At 59.4% G+C, this 18347-nt stretch carries 19 protein-coding genes; 4 read left to right on the plus strand and 15 right to left on the minus strand.

The genetic code is table 11. The annotated features are described in order from the left end of the window. Positions 1-3: 3 nt before the first annotated feature. The 9 genes from recO to rpoE form a co-directional block, all read right to left on the minus strand. On the minus strand, positions 4-744 hold the full coding sequence (recO, locus tag BW958_RS05695) for a DNA repair protein RecO (RefSeq protein WP_076574775.1): 741 nt from the start codon (positions 742-744) through the stop codon (positions 4-6). A 23-nt stretch (positions 745-767) separates the two neighbouring features. Further along, on the minus strand, positions 768-1673 hold the full coding sequence (era, locus tag BW958_RS05700; RefSeq protein ID WP_076574776.1) for a GTPase Era: 906 nt from the start codon (positions 1671-1673) through the stop codon (positions 768-770). Further along, the gene (gene rnc, locus BW958_RS05705) at positions 1670-2341 is read right to left on the minus strand and encodes a ribonuclease III (protein WP_076574777.1); all 672 of its coding nucleotides are present in this window, start codon (positions 2339-2341) and stop codon (positions 1670-1672) included. Before rnc ends, era begins: the two co-directional genes overlap by 4 nt. After that, the gene (lepB, locus tag BW958_RS05710; protein WP_076574778.1) at positions 2341-3258 is read right to left on the minus strand and encodes a signal peptidase I; all 918 of its coding nucleotides are present in this window, start codon (positions 3256-3258) and stop codon (positions 2341-2343) included. The genes rnc and lepB overlap by 1 nt, the downstream gene beginning before the upstream one ends. A 5-nt stretch (positions 3259-3263) precedes the next feature. Beyond that, entirely contained in the window at positions 3264-5057 is a 1794-nt protein-coding gene (gene lepA / locus BW958_RS05715; RefSeq protein ID WP_076574779.1) for a translation elongation factor 4, read from the minus strand. A 120-nt stretch (positions 5058-5177) separates the two neighbouring features. Further along, a complete protein-coding gene (locus BW958_RS05720; protein ID WP_076575084.1) occupies positions 5178-5639 on the minus strand; it encodes a SoxR reducing system RseC family protein in 462 nt (153 codons plus the stop codon). A gap of 5 nt (positions 5640-5644) precedes the next feature. Beyond that, complete coding sequence (locus BW958_RS05725) at positions 5645-6583, minus strand: MucB/RseB C-terminal domain-containing protein (protein ID WP_256701856.1); 939 nt, start codon at positions 6581-6583, stop codon at positions 5645-5647. 47 nt (positions 6584-6630) lie between these two features. Beyond that, on the minus strand, positions 6631-7218 hold the full coding sequence (locus BW958_RS05730; protein ID WP_076574781.1) for a sigma-E factor negative regulatory protein: 588 nt from the start codon (positions 7216-7218) through the stop codon (positions 6631-6633). 26 nt (positions 7219-7244) lie between these two features. After that, positions 7245-7823 (minus strand): RNA polymerase sigma factor RpoE, encoded by a 579-nt coding sequence (gene rpoE, locus BW958_RS05735; protein ID WP_076574782.1) that lies wholly within the window; start codon positions 7821-7823, stop codon positions 7245-7247. 182 nt (positions 7824-8005) lie between these two features. Here rpoE and nadB point away from each other — a divergent pair, with 182 nt between their 5' ends. After that, positions 8006-9613: an L-aspartate oxidase gene (nadB, locus tag BW958_RS05740; protein ID WP_076574783.1), complete on the plus strand. Its 1608-nt coding sequence runs from the start codon at positions 8006-8008 to the stop codon at positions 9611-9613. 38 nt (positions 9614-9651) lie between these two features. Here the strand turns inward: nadB and BW958_RS05745 are convergent, their stop codons facing one another. Beyond that, a complete protein-coding gene (locus BW958_RS05745; RefSeq protein WP_076574784.1) occupies positions 9652-10488 on the minus strand; it encodes a patatin-like phospholipase family protein in 837 nt (278 codons plus the stop codon). A gap of 291 nt (positions 10489-10779) precedes the next feature. Between BW958_RS05745 and BW958_RS05750 the strand changes: the two genes are divergently transcribed. Next, a complete protein-coding gene (locus BW958_RS05750) occupies positions 10780-11187 on the plus strand; it encodes a hypothetical protein (RefSeq protein ID WP_076574785.1) in 408 nt (135 codons plus the stop codon). Between the two features lie 201 nt (positions 11188-11388). Continuing rightward, positions 11389-12780: a class II fumarate hydratase gene (gene fumC / locus BW958_RS05755; RefSeq protein WP_076574786.1), complete on the plus strand. Its 1392-nt coding sequence runs from the start codon at positions 11389-11391 to the stop codon at positions 12778-12780. 48 nt (positions 12781-12828) lie between these two features. Here the strand turns inward: fumC and BW958_RS05760 are convergent, their stop codons facing one another. The 3 genes from BW958_RS05760 to dnaB all read right to left on the minus strand — a co-directional run bounded on the left by BW958_RS05760 (position 12829) and on the right by dnaB (position 15777). Next, positions 12829-13248, minus strand: a complete 420-nt coding sequence (locus BW958_RS05760; protein WP_076574787.1) for a secondary thiamine-phosphate synthase enzyme YjbQ — start codon at positions 13246-13248, stop codon at positions 12829-12831. After that, complete coding sequence (alr, locus tag BW958_RS05765; protein ID WP_076574788.1) at positions 13248-14321, minus strand: alanine racemase; 1074 nt, start codon at positions 14319-14321, stop codon at positions 13248-13250. The genes BW958_RS05760 and alr overlap by 1 nt, the downstream gene beginning before the upstream one ends. A gap of 61 nt (positions 14322-14382) precedes the next feature. Next, the gene (dnaB, locus tag BW958_RS05770) at positions 14383-15777 is read right to left on the minus strand and encodes a replicative DNA helicase (protein WP_076574789.1); all 1395 of its coding nucleotides are present in this window, start codon (positions 15775-15777) and stop codon (positions 14383-14385) included. Positions 15778-15999: 222 nt separating this feature from the next. Here dnaB and BW958_RS05775 point away from each other — a divergent pair, with 222 nt between their 5' ends. Continuing rightward, the gene (locus tag BW958_RS05775) at positions 16000-16869 is read left to right on the plus strand and encodes a Tim44 domain-containing protein (RefSeq protein WP_076574790.1); all 870 of its coding nucleotides are present in this window, start codon (positions 16000-16002) and stop codon (positions 16867-16869) included. A 64-nt stretch (positions 16870-16933) separates the two neighbouring features. On the opposite strand, the gene BW958_RS05780 is transcribed toward BW958_RS05775, so the two are convergent. Then, positions 16934-17506 (minus strand): YqiA/YcfP family alpha/beta fold hydrolase, encoded by a 573-nt coding sequence (locus BW958_RS05780; RefSeq protein ID WP_076574791.1) that lies wholly within the window; start codon positions 17504-17506, stop codon positions 16934-16936. Further along, positions 17507-18325 (minus strand): 3',5'-cyclic-AMP phosphodiesterase, encoded by an 819-nt coding sequence (gene cpdA, locus BW958_RS05785; RefSeq protein ID WP_076574792.1) that lies wholly within the window; start codon positions 18323-18325, stop codon positions 17507-17509. It abuts the gene before it with no gap. Positions 18326-18347: the final 22 nt, after the last annotated feature.

Here is an 18347-nt window from a genome sequence, read left to right on the forward strand (position 1 = left end):
TGATTACTCCTTGGATGAAACCTTGCGTTTGATAAACAGTTCCCGGCTGCGCAGGCGGCGCTGACCCAGATAGGGCTGCAGCGCCAGCCGACTAAACCGCTTGGCGGCCTGCAAAATGGCCGGGGTATCGAAACGGCGCTCGGCAAAGGCCAGCAGATGCGCGCCGAGAAAGAGATGGGACTCTTGGCACTTTTCCCGTGCCACAAAACCCAGTTCACGTTCGAAACCATACAACAACCCGGCCTCAACCGGCAGCTCTGCATCGGCCGTCATTTCGAAATCGACCGCATAGCCGAGGGCTTCGAGCAGCAGAAATTCAAAACGGCGCAGGGGCAACTCCGGCACCGGCGTATCAATCAGCAGCGCCAGCGCCTCGCCATAGGCCGCAAACACCTCGGGAAAGGCGGTGTTGGCCTCGAGCAGATAGTAAACCAGTTCGTTGAGATAGAGACCATAGAAGAGGCGATCGCCGGTAAGACGCGGACCAAACCCGACCGTCTCGGCCTTGGTCAGGGTTTTCAGATCGCCGCGACCGCGCCAGCTTACGCTCAGGCAAGAGAAGGGTTGCAGCACCCCTTTAAGCGGTGAGCGGGCAGCACGCGAGCCTTTAGCCACCAGGGTAAAACGTCCCAGCTCGGCGCTAAAGAGATCCACCAGCTGGCTGGTTTCGCGATAAGGGCGGGTATGCAGAACAAACGCGGCGACCGAATGATGGTCGCCGCGATCACGAGCGTGGGGAAGCATGGCCTGACCTCGCCCGAGCCGGATCAGTCGTCGCCGTAACCGAGACTGCGCAGGGCGCGCTCGTCGTCGGCCCAACCGGCTTTCACCTTGACCCACAGTTCGAGGTGCACCTGATTCTGGAACAGACGCTCCATATCAAGGCGAGCCTCGGTGCCGATGGTCTTGATCTTCTCGCCCTTGTTGCCGATCACCATCTTCTTCTGACCATCACGCTCGACCAGAATAAGGCCGTTGATGTGGAAGATGCCGTTCTCTTCAACCTTGAAGCGTTCAATCTCCACCGTGACCGAATAGGGCAGTTCATCACCGGTAAAGCGCATCAGCTTCTCGCGGATGATCTCGGCCGCCATGAAGCGGGAAGAGCGATCGGTGATGTAATCTTCCGGGAAGAAGTGCCCATTCTCCGGCAGCCACTCTTTGGCCCACTCGCGGATCTTGCCGACGTTGTCACCCTTCTTGGCAGAGATGGGCAGCACGTGGGTGAACTTCATCTGACTGTTCAAAAACTCCAGATGGGGCAGCAGCGCCTCTTTGTCCTTGACCTGATCCACCTTGTTGATGGCCAGCACCACAGGGCATTTGAGATCGCGCACTTTACCCAGCACCATCTCGTCATCTTTGGTCCAGTGGGTCCCTTCCACCACAAATACCACCATGGCCACATCCCCCAGCGAGCTGGTAGCGGCACGGTTCATCAGGCGGTTAATGGCCCGCTTTTCTTCGATGTGCAGGCCCGGCGTATCCACATAGATGGTCTGATAAGGACCGTCGGTGTCGATACCGAGAATGCGGTGGCGGGTCGTTTGCGGCTTGCGCGAGGTGATACTCACCTTCTGCCCGAGCAGCTGGTTAAGCAGCGTCGATTTGCCCACATTGGGGCGACCGACAATGGCGACGAAGCCGCAGTAAGTCATCTCGGATTCGGTCATAGCAACTGCTCCAGAGCTTGTTGGGCGGCGGCCTGCTCAGCCTTGCGGCGGCTTGAGCCGACACCCACCAGCGGAATATCCAGGCCCACCACGTCGCACTGCACGGTGAATTCCTGGTTGTGTGCCTCACCCTTGACGTTAATCACAGTGTAGGTGGGCAGTGGCTTGCGATTCCCCTGCAGGATCTCCTGCAGACGGGTTTTGGGATCCTTTTGCTCGACACCAGGCTTGATCTCTTCCAGACGGCTGGCATACCAACCCAACAGCAGGGAGCGGATGCTCTCCATGTTGCTGTCGAGATAGACGGCGCCAATGATCGCCTCGACCGTGTCGGCCAGAATCGATTCGCGGCGAAAGCCACCGCTTTTCAGCTCGCCAGGACCGAGGATCAGGTGATCGCCCAGTTCAAATTCGCGGGCCAGCTCGGCCAGTGTCTTTTCGCGCACCAGAGTGGCGCGCATGCGGCTCATGTCCCCTTCGGCGACCTGCGGGAAGCGGTGGAACAGCTCCTCGGCAATCACCAGACTCAGAATCGAGTCGCCCAGAAATTCCAGACGCTCGTTGTGACGGGAGCCGGCGCTGCGGTGGGTCAGGGCCCGAGTCAGCTGCTCCTCGTCATTAAAGCTGTAGCCCAGACGGGCTTGCAGCCGATTACGCTTGAGATTCATCACTTGATTGTGCCAATGCGGTTGAAGCGAACGCCGGTCGGAATCCAGCTCGGCAGCAGTGATCCTTCTTCCCGCTCAAATTCAAAACTAATCCAGATGGCAACGGCGCGACCGACCAGATTTTCCTCGGGAACAAAGCCCCAGAAACGGCTGTCAGTGCTGTTATCGCGGTTGTCACCCATCATAAAGTAGTGCCCCTCCGGCACTACCCATTCATCATCTTCAGTGCCCGGCTGACGATAGTAGCGATCGACCAGATCCGGCATCAGCGGATTGCGCAGGGTGTTGTGCGACACGTCGCCCAACTGCTCCTTGTAGCGATCGAGCGGGATACCCATCTGGGTAAATTCGCCGCTCTGCTGGAACTGCACATCGAGCTTCTTGAAGCCTTCGCAAGTCTTGCCATCGTCACAGCGGGGGCGAATCATCAGCTCCTTGTTGCGATAGATGACGCGATCACCCGGCAGGCCAACCACCCGCTTGATGTAATCCACACGGGTATCAAGCGGATACTTGAATACCACGATGTCGCCACGCTTGGGCTCACCGGTTTCAAGGAATTTGCCGTTGCTGACCGGGTTGCGCAGGCCATAGGCAAACTTCTCAACCAGGATGAAGTCGCCCACCAGCAGGGTCGGCATCATGGAGCCGGACGGAATCTGGAACGGCTCGTAGACAAAAGAGCGCAGCACCAGCACCAGCGCGATGACCGGGAAAACACCGCCGGTCTGTTCAATCCAGACCGGGACCGGGGCCACCTTGGCCAGTGTCTTCTCGTCCACGGCACCACCGGCATTGGCGCGGGCTACCGCAATCTTCGCAGCACGCTGCTTGGACCAAATGAGCTTGTCGAGGGCCCAGATAGTGCCGGTGATCGCGGTGACAATCACCAGGATCAGGGAAAAGGTGCTCGCCATGGATATTAATCCTTACCTACGTGGAGAATCGCCAGGAAGGCCTCCTGCGGCACGTCAACACGGCCCAGGGACTTCATCCGCTTCTTACCCTCTTTCTGCTTTTGCAGCAGCTTTTTCTTACGGCTCACGTCACCACCGTAGCACTTGGCCGTCACGTCTTTACGCAGCGCCTTGACGGTACTACGGGCAATCACGTGGTTGCCGATGGCGGCCTGAATGGCGATGTCGAACATTTGCCGCGGGATCAGCTCACGCATCTTCTCCACCACTTGGCGACCCCGGAACTGGGAGTTCTCCTTGTGGGTGATGATGGCCAGAGCATCGATCCGCTCACCGTTGATCATGATATCGAGACGCACCATGTCAGAGGCTTGGAAGCGCTTGAAGCCATAATCGAGCGACGCATAACCACGGCTGGTCGACTTGAGGCGGTCGAAGAAATCGAGCACTACTTCGGCCATCGGGATTTCATAGGTGAGCGCCACCTGATTGCCGTGATAGACCATGTTGGTCTGCACACCACGCTTCTCGATACAGAGGGTGATCACGTTACCCATGTACTCCTGCGGCAGCAGGATGTTGCACTCGGCGATGGGCTCGCGCACCTCTTCGATGCTGTTAACCGCCGGCAGATGGGCCGGACTGTCGATATAGACGGTCTCACCGTCGGTGGTCACCACTTCATACACGACGGTCGGTGCGGTGGTGATGAGGTCCAGATCGTATTCACGCTCCAGACGCTCCTGAATGATCTCCATGTGCAGCATGCCAAGGAAGCCGCAGCGGAAACCAAAGCCCAGCGCCGTCGAGTTTTCCGGCTCATAGAACAGGGAAGCATCGTTGAGCGACAGCTTCTCGAGCGCGTCACGAAACGCCTCATAGTCATCGCTGGAGATCGGGAACAGACCGGCATACACCTGCGGCTTGACCTTTTTAAAGCCAGCCAGCGGTTTCTCGGCGCCATTACGGGACAGGGTCAGGGTATCGCCCACCGGAGCACCGTGGATGTCTTTGATACCGCAGACAACCCAACCTACCTCGCCGCAGCCCAGACCATCGGTATCGACCTGCTTGGGCGTGAAAATACCAATGCGGTCAACGCCCCAGCTTTGGCCGGTGCTCATGACCTTGATCTTGTCGCCCTTTTTCAGGAAGCCGTTCTTGATGCGTACCAGCGATACGACGCCAAGATAGGAGTCGAACCAGGAGTCGATGATCAGCGCCTGCAGCGGAGCATCCGGGTCGCCTTCCGGGGAAGGAATGCTCTTGACGATGGTTTCCAGCACCTCGTCCACGCCCAGACCCGTCTTGGCCGAGCAGCGCACCGCATCGATGGCATCGATACCGACGATATCTTCAATCTCTTCAGCAACACGCTCGGGATCAGCCGCCGGCAGGTCAATCTTGTTGAGCACCGGAACCACTTCCAGATCCATTTCCATGGCGGTGTAGCAGTTGGCGAGAGTCTGTGCCTCAACCCCCTGGCCGGCATCCACCACCAACAGCGCACCTTCGCAGGCAGCCAGGGAGCGGGAAACTTCATAGGAAAAGTCCACATGACCCGGGGTGTCGATAAAGTTCAGCTGATAAGTGTTACCGTCTTTGGCCTGGTAGTTCAGGGTCACACTCTGTGCCTTGATGGTAATGCCGCGCTCGCGCTCCAAGTCCATGGAGTCCAGCACCTGCTCCTGCATCTCCCGGTCGGAGAGGCCGCCACAGATCTGGATCAGGCGGTCGGAGAGGGTCGACTTGCCATGGTCGATGTGCGCGATAATAGAAAAGTTACGAATATTTTTCATCGAGCAATAATCACTCAAAAAAGGGTTAACTCTGGATATGGACGCAGGATTTTACTGGATAAGCGCACGCTCGGCCATTCTTTAGTCGACCGTGCGCAATAAATCGGAAACAAGCGTGGATCAAGGATGGCAACGAGTGGGTATCACGCTGCCCAGCATACGGGGTGCATAAGCATCACCACCGAGCCGTGGCGCCAGCAGATGCACCAAGGCAAACCCCAGTGCGCCGCCAGCCAGGGTCGCCAGAATCGTGGCGCCTTCACCGGCCATCAGCATAGGGCGCAGCCAAAGCTGGCCAAGCAGAGCCCCGGCCAGCAGACTAAAAAGTGGCAGCAGATAAACCAGCACGGCACTACTGAGCAAGCTGCGACGCGCAATTCCGATACGAATCTGATCGCCCGGTCGCACCGCGCCACTCAAGCGCACTCGCACCCGCTGGCTGCCCGGGCCAATAGCCTTTGAGACAAGGCCGGTGCCACAGTCGCTCTGTTGGTGGCAGCTGCTACAGGCACTGCGCCGCTCGCAGCTGACCCAGGCATGATCGCCGTCGACCTGAATCACGGTCGCCAGCTCCTCACTCATCATGTTCATTGTACCGCCTCGTTACGCGCCAACGGCTGCACCGACTCGGCGATTTTCTTGGCAGTTTCCACCGGAATTTCGCCGACCACGGTGATCTCGACACCGACATCATTGACGAAGCTTACCAGCGTGGTGCCACCTTGTACCACCAACTGATTGCGCACACTCTGCTGCTGATCGGCCTTGGTCACATAGACCGAGAAATCCACCAGCCCATCGGACGCCATCATGTAATCGACCGGTACATCGGTGCTGATCAGCTGATGTCGGTCACTCGAGCGCAAGGTAAAGCCATCGGGCAACCAGGTGATGTTCCAGCTCAGCGCCTGTTGCGGCGCCTTGTAGACCTCATCGACCGACAGGGCCGGCGGCTGTTTGCTGGTAGAGAGCTTCACCAGCTCGGCTGAGGGACTCTTGCTAAAGACCAGGCTGACGCCGAGAGTTTGTTCGACCAGCGCCCCTTCACGATCCACCATGTCGGCACGCAGCAGCAGATGGTTTTGCTCGTCAATCCACAGCACAAAGCCGTACTTGTCACCATCACGCGGTACCAGCCGCACCACTTGAGCAACGCTGCCAGCCACCCGGCTACGCCCGGCCATCACCATGTCATAGGAATCCACCACCTTATCCAGCGCAACCCGCTGTAAGGCACTCCAAATGCCAGGAAAACGGGCGTTTTTCAGGGTGTAGGGAGAGTGGGTATTTTCAAAGAAGGTGAACTCGTCCTGGCGCTGCAGATATTCAGCATTCTGGCCATCAAGGTGACTCATCAGGGCCACCTGTTTGCCGTCGATCAGAGCATGGCTGTAGCGCAGCGATTCGATGCGCCCCTGGCGGATTTTCACCATGGAAAGTTCATAGTTGCGATTCTGGGCGGCGCTCTGCATCTGTTGCAGCAAAGCCCCGGCTGACGCGGGGTCTGCCGAGGCTTGAGCTGTCATAAGGAAAAGAGCCGTCATCGCTGCAAGACAATGCTTGAGCACGAATACTATTCCTGCACCTGTTGTTGTGCCTGATGGAGACGCTGTTGCAGTTGATGGTCGCGCAGGAAAGCGGTAATCCGCTCGCGCTGCTCATTCATCTGCTGGTCGCTCAGCGCCTGTTGACGGGCGCGGCTGTCATCTTTTGGATAGTGCACACTGACTGGAGAGGCACTGCCTGCTACCGGAATGGTGTTAAGCACCGGGCTGACCGGAGCAACGGCATCCTGTTGCTGATATTGCTGCACACCGAAGATAACGGCGACCGCCACCGATGCGGCAATCGCATACTGGCCAAACTGCTGACCGACCCGGCGGATAAAGGGTACGACGTTGCTGTCGCGGCTCGGCTCTACCACCTCGGGCTGGGGCGCCAGCACGGTCGGCTCGTCCTCAAGCGCCAGGGCTATCCTGTCACACAGATCAAACTGCATGGTGTCAGGCAAATCTCCCCGCATGGTATCGCCGATAAGGTGGTAGCGTGACCAGGTGTCTTGCAATTCGGTGTCATTTTCCACCGAATCCAGCAAGGCAGCACGACTGCGGCTATCCAGCTCACCATCCATCAGGGCTGAAAGTTGCTCGTTGTTCGCCATAAGTAAACCTGTATCCCCGTTTATCGTTATTCCATCAGAGGTTGCAGTTTCTTGTCGATGGCCTCACGGGCCCGAAATATCCGGGAACGCACAGTACCCACCGGACACTCCATGATCTCTGCAATCTCCTCGTAGCTCAGCCCTTCCAGTTCACGAAGGGTGATCGCTGTACGCAAATCTTCGGGTAAGGCGTCGATGGCAGCAAACACCGTCTCCCTTATCTCGTCAGTGAGAATCAGGTTTTCCGGAGTTGAGACCTCAGTCAGGGCCTCACCGCCATCGTAATATTCCGCCTCATCGGCCTCCACATCACTGCTGGGCGGCCGCCTCCCTTGGGAGGTCAGATAATTCTTTGCCGTATTGACGGCGATTCGATACAACCAAGTGTAAAACGCACTCTCACCACGAAACGTCGCCAGTGACCGGTAAGCCTTGATGAACGCCTCTTGGGCGACATCCGGCACATCACCGGGATTGTTCACATAACGCGATACCAGGTTGACCACCTTGTGCTGATACTTTCGCACCAGCAGGTTGAACGCATTTTTGTCACCGCGCTGGACCCGCTCAACCAGTTGTTCATCCAGTAGATTCTGGTCGCTCATCAGAGCCGTAAAACCCCCATAAGGTTATTGTTCTTCTATTTTCGGCCCTTTCCTCAGCGCACTAGTTCAGACAAGGTTCATCAGGGAAAGTTCGCTCGGGCACAAAAAAATGTGATGCAGGCTGCATCGATAGGCGTCCATGGGCTACCATAGGCCATTTCCAACTCAGGCCAATGATACTTATGAAAGCAAGTGTTGAATACCTTTGCGACGTGTTGATCATTGGTAGTGGTGCCGCCGGACTCTCCCTCGCCTTGCGCCTGGCAGATTCGGCCAAAGTCCTCGTACTGAGCAAGGGGCCCATCAGTGAAGGGGCCACTTTCTATGCGCAAGGAGGCATCGCTGCCGTTTTCGACGAAACCGACAGCATCGAATCCCACGTCAATGACACCCTGAATGCCGGTGCCGGGCTGTGTGACAAGCGAGCAGTGGAATTTACCGCCCGCCACGCCCGAGACTCAATCCAGTGGTTGATAAGACAAGGGGTTCCGTTTGACAAGGAAGAAGGTGAAGAGGGTCAGGAGAATTATCACCTCACCCGCGAAGGGGGCCACAGCCACCGCCGCATCTTCCACGCCGCCGACGCCACCGGCAAAGCGGTCGAAACCACCCTGATCGATCAGGTGCTCCGCCACCCCAACATCACGCTGATGGAGCGTTTCAACGCAGTCGACCTGATTACCACGCGCAAGCTCGGCCTGCCCGGCAACAAGGTGCTTGGCGCCTATGTCTGGAACCGGAACAGCGAAGAGGTGGAAGTGGTGCGGGCCCGTTTTGTGGCGCTGGCCACCGGTGGTGCCTCCAAGGTCTATCAATACACCTCCAACCCGGACGTCAGCTCCGGTGATGGTATCGCTATGGCGTGGCGCGCCGGTTGCCGGGTGGCGAATCTGGAGTTTAACCAGTTCCACCCCACCAGCCTGTTCCATCCGGACGATCGCAACTTCCTGCTGACCGAAGCCCTGCGCGGTGAAGGCGCCTATCTGCGCCGCCCCGATGGCAGCCGCTTTATGCCAGATTTCGATCCCCGCGCCGAGCTGGCGCCGCGTGATATCGTGGCCCGCGCCATCGACCATGAGATGAAACGTCTCGGGGTCGATTGCATGTACCTCGATATCAGCCACAAACCGGCTGATTTCATCGTCAAACACTTCCCGACGATCCACGAGCGTTGCATGGCCGTGGGCATCGACATCACCAAGGAGCCGATGCCGGTGGTCCCCGCCGCGCACTACACCTGCGGTGGCGTGATGGTCGACAAGCATGGTCAAACCGATATCCCGGGTCTCTATGCCATTGGTGAGGTGACCTATACCGGTCTGCACGGCGCTAACCGGATGGCCTCCAACTCGCTGCTTGAATGTGTGGTGTATGCCCGCTTTGCCGGCGAGGATATCCTCAGCAAATTGCCTGCCAGTGAAGAGCCGCCCGAGCTGCCAGCCTGGGACGAAAGTCTGGTCGACAACTCCGATGAGCGGGTGGTCATTCAGCACAACTGGCACGAGCTGCGGCTGATGATGTGGGACTACGTGGGAATTGTGCGCACCAACAAGCGCTTGGAGCGAGCCAAACGCCGTATCGATCTGCTCAAGCAAGAGGTGCAGGAGTACTACGCCAACTTCCGCGTCTCCAACAACCTGCTGGAGCTGAGAAACCTGCTGCAAGTGGCCGAGTTGATTGTTGAATGTGCCATTCGCCGCAAAGAGTCGCGCGGTCTGCACTACAACCTCGACTATCCGGATCAGTTGCCCAATCCCAAGCCGACCATTCTCACGCCGCACATCGATTGATGTGAACCATCAGGCCCTGCGGGGCCTGATTTTTGTGGCTATGTTGCCAGATAGGCCAATGCTGCCTGATGCCCCATCCGATAACCCGCCTCCAGCCGTGACGGATCGGTGGTCACCCGCCCCACCCGAAACGCAGCGGTGGGCGCAATCACCCGCACCCGGCAGTCAGATGGCGGCGCCGCGATAAAGTCGATGGCGCGGTTATAAGCCTGATGGCGCAGCAGCATGGCGGCCGCGAGCTGGGGTGTGTTACGTAGCAAGTGACGGGTCAGGGCCGGCACTCTGGGCGCATGTTTGCGATAGCCAAGTGGGCGCGACAGCACAACCGTGATATCGCGGGCGCCATGGCGATAGGCATGCTCTACCGGAATCGAATCAGCGACGCCACCATCGGTCATCGGCAACCCATCAAACAGCACCTGATCACGATAGGCGAGCGGCACGGCGCAAGAGGCTTTCAGCAGTTGCTCAAGCTGCTGGGAATGAGCGGTCAGATAGGCCGCTTCTCCGGTGTCGATGCGGGTGGTCACCACGGTCAGCGGAATCGCGCTCGCGGCAAAGCGCGCCAGATCGAGCCTGATTTCCCGTATGGTCACCGCCCACAACCAATCCAGATCGAGCCAGTGACCACCGCGCAAAAACCGCGGCAGATTGATAAATTCCGGCCGGCAGGAGTAATCGGTGATCACCTTGTAGTTACGGCCGTGCTGATGGCAGAGAAATGCCGCCAGATTGACCGCGCCGGCCGACACACCGATGCAGTGGTCAAACGCCTGATAACCCTGCTCGAGAAAAGCGTCCAGCACCCCGGCGGCAAAGATGCCGCGCATGGCGCCGCCTTCGACGACCAGCGCCCTTCTTGATTGATTTGTCATAGGTTGCGTCAAATTCAGACTGTTCCGAGTTGCGACAATTGAGACCCCGGTCAGAGCATCCTGCGCCAGTGCTGGCGCGCCCTGGCGCTGCGACAAAGTGATCCGTGTCACGTTCCTGCATGCTCAAGCCAGACTTGTCGGCCCATATCAACCACTTACCATGCGCCTTCAGAACTTGTACGGACGGAGCCACTGCGTCCCCAGACTACCACGTCTGCCCGCCAGGCCGTACCCGCATCCGGGTCCTTGTCTGTGCTCACTTCATTTGATGCTTGTTAAGGAGCCCACACCATGAATGCCAAGATCCTGCTCGGCGCCCTGTTGTCCTTGAGCCTGGCCGGTTGCGTTGTCCCGGTTGATTCAGATGGTCACTACCGCCGTGATTACGATGACAGCTACCAGTCCCAAAATGACAATCAGGGCCAGAGCCACCACAGCCGTCATCATCACCAAAACCAGGACAGCACTGCAGCTACCGGCTCCAGAGTCTCGGCGCTGGAAGATCTGGTTGGTGCCCGCGCCGGCCAAGCTGAAGGTGAGCTGACCTCCCGTGGCTACTCCTTCATCCGCAAAGAAGCCGCTGGCAGCAGCGCCTATGCCTACTACAACGAAGAGCAAACCGGGAACTGCGTCACCGTACGTACTCAAGATGGCCGCTTCGCATCGATCGTTTACGCCACCCAGTTTGACTGCCGTTAACCGATTGTCTCCCCCGGTGTGTTACAAAGGGCCGCTTGGCCCTTTTTTCATGACCACCTTAATCGCTTTTTTCCAGACGACTTTATCCCTCCCCCCTGCCACCTTTGACAGCACGATCACGCATTTAGATAAATGATAATGACTTTCATTTATCTGCGATGTTAACTCGGTGTATCCGTGTCATCTGTAAGAGGAGTCAGCATGTCTACCCGTCAGGAACGAGACAGTTTCGGTTTTATCGCCGTCCCCGCCGAGCATCTTTGGGGCGCACAAACAGAGCGGTCATTGCGCCATTTTGCCATTTCAAGCGAGCGGCAAAGCCCGGAGATCATCGCCGCCCTTGCCCGCATCAAGCGCGCCTGTGCCCGTGTCAATCAGGCGCTTGGCAAGCTAGAAGCGCGCAAGGCCGACGCCATCGTCGCCGCAGCCGATGAGGTGCTGGCAGGCCAGCATCCCCATGAATTTCCCCTTTCGGTGTGGCAGACCGGATCCGGTACCCAGACCAACATGAACGTCAACGAGGTGCTGGCAAACCGGGCCAGCGAGTTGCTCGGTGGCGAGCGCGGCGAAGGACGGCTCGTTCACCCCAATGATGATGTGAACAAGAGCCAGTCAAGCAACGATGTTTTCCCCACCGCCATGCATCTGTCTGCCGTGACCACCATCGAGCAGCAGTTGTTGCCCTCCCTGGTGGCCCTGCGCGAAGTGCTGGCCGCCAAGTCGAGCGAGTTTAAGGACATAGTGAAGATTGGTCGCACCCACCTGCAGGACGCGACCCCGCTCACCCTGGGTCAGGAGATCTCCGGCTGGGTGGCCCAACTTGCCCACGGCGAGCGCCATCTGCGCGCGGCCCTGCCCCATCTGTGCGAGCTGGCGCTGGGCGGCACTGCGGTTGGTACCGGTCTTAACACCCCGCCGGGCTTTGCCGAGGCGGTCGCCACAGAGCTGGCCGAGCAGACCGGCCTGCCGTTGGTCACGGCTCCGAGTAAGTTCGAGGCACTGGCCAGCTGTGACGCGCTGGTGCATGCCCACGGCGCGCTCAAGACACTGGCCGCCTCGCTGATGAAGATCGCCAACGATGTGCGCTGGCTGGCGAGTGGCCCGCGCAGCGGCCTTGGCGAGATCACCATTCCGGAAAACGAGCCGGGCTCGAGCATCATGCCGGGTAAGGTCAATCCGACCCAGTGTGAGGCGCTGACCATGCTGTGTGCCCAAGTCATGGGCAACGACGTCGCCATCAACATCGGCGGCGCCAGCGGTAACTTCGAGCTCAACGTCTTCCGTCCGCTGGTGGCGCACAATTTCCTGCAGAGCGTGCGCCTGCTGGCCGATGGCATGAACAGTTTCCGTCAGCACTGCGCCCTGGGCATCGCGCCGGATCGCGCCCGTATCGACGAGCTGGTCAGCCGCTCCCTGATGCTGGTCACCGCCCTCAACCCACACATTGGCTATGACAAGGCCGCCGAGATCGCCAAGCGAGCGCACCACCAAGGGCTCAGCCTGCGCGATGCAGCTATTGCTTCGCGCCACCTCAGCGCCGAGCAGTTTGATGCCTGGGTCATCCCGGCCGAAATGGTGGGTCATCTCAAATAAGCCGTCAGCCAAGCGCTAAAAAACCAAGGGGCGCCGCAGCGCCCCTGATTATTCCCCTTGCAGGGTGACGATGATGCGGCGGCTGCCGCCATCATCGCGGTGTTCACCGAGCCAAATGCCCTGCCAGGTGCCAAGCGCCAATCGGCCGCGGCTGATGGGCAGTTGCAGGCTGACACCGAGCAGCGAGGATTTGATATGCGCCGGCATATCGTCCGGCCCTTCGCTGGTGTGACGATAGTGCGGCGCCAACTCCGGCGCCAATATGCCCAGATGCGCCTCCATATCGCGGCGCACATCCGGATCGCAGTTTTCGTTGAGCGTGAGCGAGGCCGAGGTGTGTTGCAGCAGCAGATGGGCCAGACCTATCTGGATGCCTGCGATCTCTGGCATTTGAGCCAGGATCTCGTCGGTCACCAGATGAAAACCGCGCCGTTTGGGCGCCAGCCTTATCTGCCGCTGACACCACATCAGACGTACTCCATGAAAACCCGCGAGGTGAGCTTGGTGATGAGCTCGTAGGGAATGGTGCCAATCTCGTCAGCCACCCGCTCCACCGGCAGTCCCTCGCCCCACAAGATCACCTCGTCACCGGCCTTGTCGGTAGCATCAGGGCCCAGATCGACCGTGGTCATGTCCATCGAGACGCGGCCTACCAGCGGCACAATGCGGCCATTGACCAGCATTGAGGTGCCATTAGGCGCCATGCGCGGATAACCATCACCATAACCAATCGCCACCACGCCGAGGCGGGTATCACGCTCGGACACCCAGTTGGCACCATAGCCAACCGGCTCGCCGGCTTTGTGTTCACGCACGGCGATCAGCTGGGTCTTGAGGGTCATCACCGGCTTAAGGTCATAGTCGGCTGCGACGGTATTCGGGAACGGCGACACGCCGTACAAAATCACGCCGGGGCGCACCCATTCGCAGTGAGAGTCAGGCCAGGCCAGAATGCCGGCAGAGTTGGCCATGGCGCGCTCACCGGCCAGCGGCGCGGTCAGTTTGGCAAACAGATCGATCTGCTCGCGGGTGGTCGGCTGCTCCAGCTCATCGGAGCGGCTGAAGTGGGTCATGATGTTAAACGGCTGGGCTACGTTCTTGCACTTGGCCAGGCGGGCGATAAAAGCCGGCATCTCGTCGGCGCGCACCCCCAGACGGTGCATACCGGTATCCAGTTTGAGCCAGGCCACCACCGGAGAGGGCAGTTCGGCGCGCTCAAGCGCTTCGAGTTGCTCCCAGGTGTGGACGGCGGTTTGCAGGTTGTTGGCCGCCAGCACCGGCAGATCGTCGGCACTGAAGAAGCCTTCCAGCAGCACAATCGGTTTGACCACGGCGCAGGAGCGCAGCATCAGCGCCTCCTCGATCCGCGCCACCGCATAGGCATCGGCATCGGCCAGCGTACGCGCCACCGGCAGCAGGCCGTGGCCGTAGGCGTTGGCCTTGACCACCGCGATGATCTTGCAGTCGGGAGCGTGGCGTTTGACCACGGCGAGATTGTGGCGCAAGGCCTCGGTATTGATTTGGGCAGTAGCCGCTTTCATGGTTTTCCCTTATGAGGGCACGTATGACGCCATCTGCCGCCGAGCGGCAGAGCGCCGCCACTCAATAGTCGTCGTCGAAGGCCGGACCGGCATAATTGTCGAACCGGGAAAACTGTCCCTGGAAGGTGAGGCGCACCCGGCCGATGGGGCCGTTACGCTGCTTGCCGATGATGATTTCGGCGATCCCCTTGTCGGGACTGTCGTCGTGATAAACCTCATCACGGTAGATGAACATGATAAGGTCGGCATCCTGTTCGATAGAACCGGATTCACGAAGGTCGGAGTTGACCGGACGCTTGTCGGCCCGCTGCTCCAGGCTACGGTTGAGCTGGGAGAGCGCCACTACCGGGCACTGCAGCTCTTTGGCGAGCGCCTTGAGCGAGCGGGAGATTTCACCGATTTCCAGAGTCCGGTTATCAGAGAGGCTGGGCACCCGCATCAGCTGCAGGTAGTCGACCATGATCATGCTAAGACCGCCGTTGTCCCGGGCCACCCGACGGGCGCGGGAGCGCACTTCGGTCGGCGTCAGGCCCGAGGAGTCGTCGATGTACATCTTGCCCTTTTCGAGCAGGGTGCCCATGGTCGAGGAGAGACGCGCCCAATCTTCATCGTCGAGCTGGCCGGTACGAATGCGGGTCTGGTCGATGCGCCCCACCGAGGCGAGCATACGCATGATGATCTGCTCCGAGGGCATTTCGAGCGAGAAGATCAGCACCGGCTTGTCGGAGGTGAGCGCCGCATTTTCGCACAGGTTCATGGCAAACGTGGTCTTGCCCATGGAGGGACGCGCCGCCACGATCACCAGATCGGAGCGCTGCAGACCGGCGGTCATCTTGTCGAGATCGTTGTAACCGGTCGATACCCCGGTTACGCCGTTGTGGGGTTTTTTGAACAGCTCCTCAATCTTGTCGACCGTCTGCTCGAGGATGTGCCGCAGGGGCTGCGGCCCCTCGTTGGCACTGGTGCGCTGCTCGGCGATTTTGAATACTTTGCTTTCGGCCAGATCGAGCAGATCGCCCGAGTTACGCCCTTGCGGTTCATAACCCGCTTCGACGATCTCGTTAGCCACCGCAATCATCTCGCGCACCACCGCCCGCTCACGCACGATCTCGGCATAGGCGGTGATGTTGGCGGCGCTCGGGGTGTTCTTGGCGATCTCGACCAGATAGGCAAAGCCACCCACCTCTTCGAGCTGCTCGGAGCGCTCCAGATCTTCTTGCACCGTGATGAGATCGATGGGGCTGCCGGCATTGGACAGGCGGTTCATCGCCTGGAAAATCAGGCGGTGCGGACGGCTATAGAAATCCTGATCGATGACCCGCTCGGCCACCCGGTCCCAGGCCTCGTTGTCGAGCATCAGACCACCAAGAACGGATTGCTCGGCCTCGAAGGAGTGAGGAGGCACCTTGAGCTGCAAGGTCTTGGCGTCTTTTTTTGCTGTCGGTTGCTCGGCCATAGGGGATCTGAATTACGCGAAAGGAAGGGGGATTTTACCCAAGATTGCCGTGATGGGCGAGATCAATCCGGCACCTGGCACTGCCGGCAACCTAATTCTTCATTCATGAATAATTCATATGCGAAATGCTACTTAAGCTACATGCTGAGCGCACTGGACGGCGCGCGGCGCGCGGTACCACCACGGACCGCCTTCATCAACTCCAGGAGTGAAAGAGCTGATATGAAAAAATGGTTGACCCTGTTTGCCGTCATCCTGGCTTTCGGCCTCGGAGCGCCGGTTGCCGAAGCCAAGAAGTTTGGCAGCAGCAAATCGTTCGGCAAGAGCTTCAAGACCGCCCCGGCCCAACCGGCGGCAAAACCGGTCGATAACAAGAATCCGACCCTCGGCGCAGCCCCCACTGCCCCCAAGAAAAGCGGCCTGATGGGCGGCTTGCTCGGTGGTTTGCTGGCAGGTGGCCTGTTTGCATGGCTGCTCGGCAGCGGCGCCTTCGAAGGTCTGCAGGCGATGGACTTTATCCTGATCGCCGCCCTCGCCTTCGGGGTCATGTTCCTGCTGCGCACTCTGCGTAAAGGCGGCGCCCCGCAGGCCAGCGCGCAGCAACAAGCGGCCTACGCCGGATACCAGCCTGCTGCGCAGCAATCCGCACCGCAAGCGTTTCAGGCCGACACTGCTGCACCGCAGTCGAGCGGATTTACCGACAGCGACGTGCCGTTTCGCCTGCCGCCCGGCTTTGACATGAACGCCTTCCTGGCCGGTGCCCGCGATCACTATCGCACCCTGCAAGAGGCCTGGAACAAGGGCGATCTGAGCAAGATCCAGGAGTATGTCAGCCCGGAGCTGTTTGCCCAGCTCAAAGCAGAGCGCAATGAGCTGAGCGGCGAGCAGCACACCGAAGTGATGTACGTGGATACCCAGCTGGTGCGCGCCGACCACGGCAGCGACTGGGCCCAGGTCAGCGTACTGTTTACCGGCCGCTACATGGACCGGACCGAGCAGGTGGAAGAAGACATTCGCGAAGTTTGGCACCTCGAGCGCGATCTGACCAAAGCCGGTGCTCCCTGGCACATCGTCGGTATCGAGCAAGCGTAAACACGACGCAGAAACAACAAGGCGGCCACTGGGCCGCCTTGATTTTTTGTATCCGTCACAACCGTCACAAGCCGAGAAAACGGACAATCTGGGCGCAGTAACGCTCAAAGCCGACAAAGGCATGATTGCCACCGCACTCGATGGTCAGGCGGGCAAAGTGATACTCCACCAGCGCCTTTTGATAATCGAGCACCTCATCATCCTGCTGCTGCAACACCCACAACCGCTCGGGGGCTGAGACTGCAACGGCCAGCGCTTCGAGCTCGGTCATGTGCGCCTTGGTAAGCTCATAACGCTCGCCGGTATAGGGATTTTGCTGCGGGCCAAGATAACCGCGCAGCAGCTCGTGCGGACGCACGGCGGGATTGATCAGTGCAGCGCGGCAACCATAGTGCTCTGCCACGCGGGTTGCCATAAAGCCACCTAACGAGCTCCCCACCACGCCGATGGTCTCGTCGGACGGCAGGGCCGCTATAGAGGCTTCAATAGCCTGCCAGGCGGCGGCCGGAGTAGAGGGCTGAGCCGGGATCACCACCCGGATATCCGGGCGATGCCGGGCGCACCAGTTCGCCATTTGCACCGCTTTTTGCGATGCAGGAGAGGAGTTAAATCCGTGCAGATAGAGCAGGGTTGCCACTTAATATCCCCGCGCATCAGCCTGCGGCTGGAAATCACCGGGCGGCAATCGCCACACCTCGGTCGCAATGCGCCCATCAGGATAGAGGGTCAGATAACGCCAGCCGGGGCCCGACTCATCGAGGGTAAAGTCGTGGCACAGGGGCTTGAACTGGATGCAGGTTGAGGGCGTGGCGATAAGCCGCACCCCCCGGTGCATTTCATCAAACTCCTGATGGACATGACCAAACAGGATGGCGCGCGCCGACGGATAGCGGGCCAAAACGGCAAACAGGTCGTCGGCATTTTTCAGGTTGTGCTGATCGAGCCAGCCGCACCCCACGGGCACCCCCTGATGGTGCACCGCAATCAGCGTATGCTTGTCAGGATGAGAGCGCAGGGCGTGATCGAGCATCGCCAGTTGATGGTCGGCCAGCAGCCCGTGCGGCTTGCCGCGCACCTGGGTATCGAGCAGGACAATCTGCCAATACTCGCCCACCAGCCACTTGGCTTCGCTGATACCCGACTCATAGAGGCGTTGGGTCATCAGAGGGCCGTCGTCGTGGTTACCGGGCAGCCAGTAAATGGGCTTGCCAAGCGGGGCCAGCATGTCAGCAAAACGCTGATAGGAGTCGTCACTGTGATCCTGAGAGAGATCACCGGTGGCCAGAATTAGGTCATAGGGATGGGCGTTAGCCTGGATTCGTGCAAGGACGGCGGCCAGACTGTCAGCCGTGCGCACGCCGAGCAACTGGCTGTCGACGCTGCCAAAAAGATGGGTATCAGTAATCTGCAACAGGCGTACACTCCCATCGGGCGCCTGCAGGAGCTCTGTTTCCAAAATCACGCTTCTTTTAATTTGT

The organism is Aeromonas sp. RU39B (assembly GCF_900156095.1).
Taxonomy (GTDB): Bacteria; Pseudomonadota; Gammaproteobacteria; order Enterobacterales; family Aeromonadaceae; genus Aeromonas.

Excerpts from the sequence above, each read along its gene's own strand:
- alr (WP_076574788.1), bottom strand. The coding sequence starts at position 14,321 with ATGAAAGCGGCTACTGCCCAAATCAATACCGAGGCCTTGCGCCACAAT.
- rpoE (WP_076574782.1), bottom strand. The coding sequence starts at position 7,823 with ATGAGCGACCAGAATCTACTGGATGAACAACTGGTTGAGCGGGTCCAG.
- lepA (WP_076574779.1), bottom strand. The coding sequence starts at position 5,057 with ATGAAAAATATTCGTAACTTTTCTATTATCGCGCACATCGACCATGGC.
- BW958_RS05775 (WP_076574790.1), top strand. The coding sequence starts at position 16,000 with ATGAAAAAATGGTTGACCCTGTTTGCCGTCATCCTGGCTTTCGGCCTC.
- rnc (WP_076574777.1), bottom strand. The coding sequence starts at position 2,341 with ATGAATCTCAAGCGTAATCGGCTGCAAGCCCGTCTGGGCTACAGCTTT.
- nadB (WP_076574783.1), top strand. The coding sequence starts at position 8,006 with ATGAAAGCAAGTGTTGAATACCTTTGCGACGTGTTGATCATTGGTAGT.
- era (WP_076574776.1), bottom strand. The coding sequence starts at position 1,673 with ATGACCGAATCCGAGATGACTTACTGCGGCTTCGTCGCCATTGTCGGT.
- BW958_RS05760 (WP_076574787.1), bottom strand. The coding sequence starts at position 13,248 with ATGTGGTGTCAGCGGCAGATAAGGCTGGCGCCCAAACGGCGCGGTTTT.
- BW958_RS05730 (WP_076574781.1), bottom strand. The coding sequence starts at position 7,218 with ATGGCGAACAACGAGCAACTTTCAGCCCTGATGGATGGTGAGCTGGAT.
- BW958_RS05745 (WP_076574784.1), bottom strand. The coding sequence starts at position 10,488 with ATGACAAATCAATCAAGAAGGGCGCTGGTCGTCGAAGGCGGCGCCATG.
- dnaB (WP_076574789.1), bottom strand. The coding sequence starts at position 15,777 with ATGGCCGAGCAACCGACAGCAAAAAAAGACGCCAAGACCTTGCAGCTC.
- recO (WP_076574775.1), bottom strand. The coding sequence starts at position 744 with ATGCTTCCCCACGCTCGTGATCGCGGCGACCATCATTCGGTCGCCGCG.
- BW958_RS05750 (WP_076574785.1), top strand. The coding sequence starts at position 10,780 with ATGAATGCCAAGATCCTGCTCGGCGCCCTGTTGTCCTTGAGCCTGGCC.
- BW958_RS05720 (WP_076575084.1), bottom strand. The coding sequence starts at position 5,639 with ATGAGTGAGGAGCTGGCGACCGTGATTCAGGTCGACGGCGATCATGCC.
- lepB (WP_076574778.1), bottom strand. The coding sequence starts at position 3,258 with ATGGCGAGCACCTTTTCCCTGATCCTGGTGATTGTCACCGCGATCACC.
- fumC (WP_076574786.1), top strand. The coding sequence starts at position 11,389 with ATGTCTACCCGTCAGGAACGAGACAGTTTCGGTTTTATCGCCGTCCCC.
- BW958_RS05725 (WP_256701856.1), bottom strand. The coding sequence starts at position 6,583 with ATGACAGCTCAAGCCTCGGCAGACCCCGCGTCAGCCGGGGCTTTGCTG.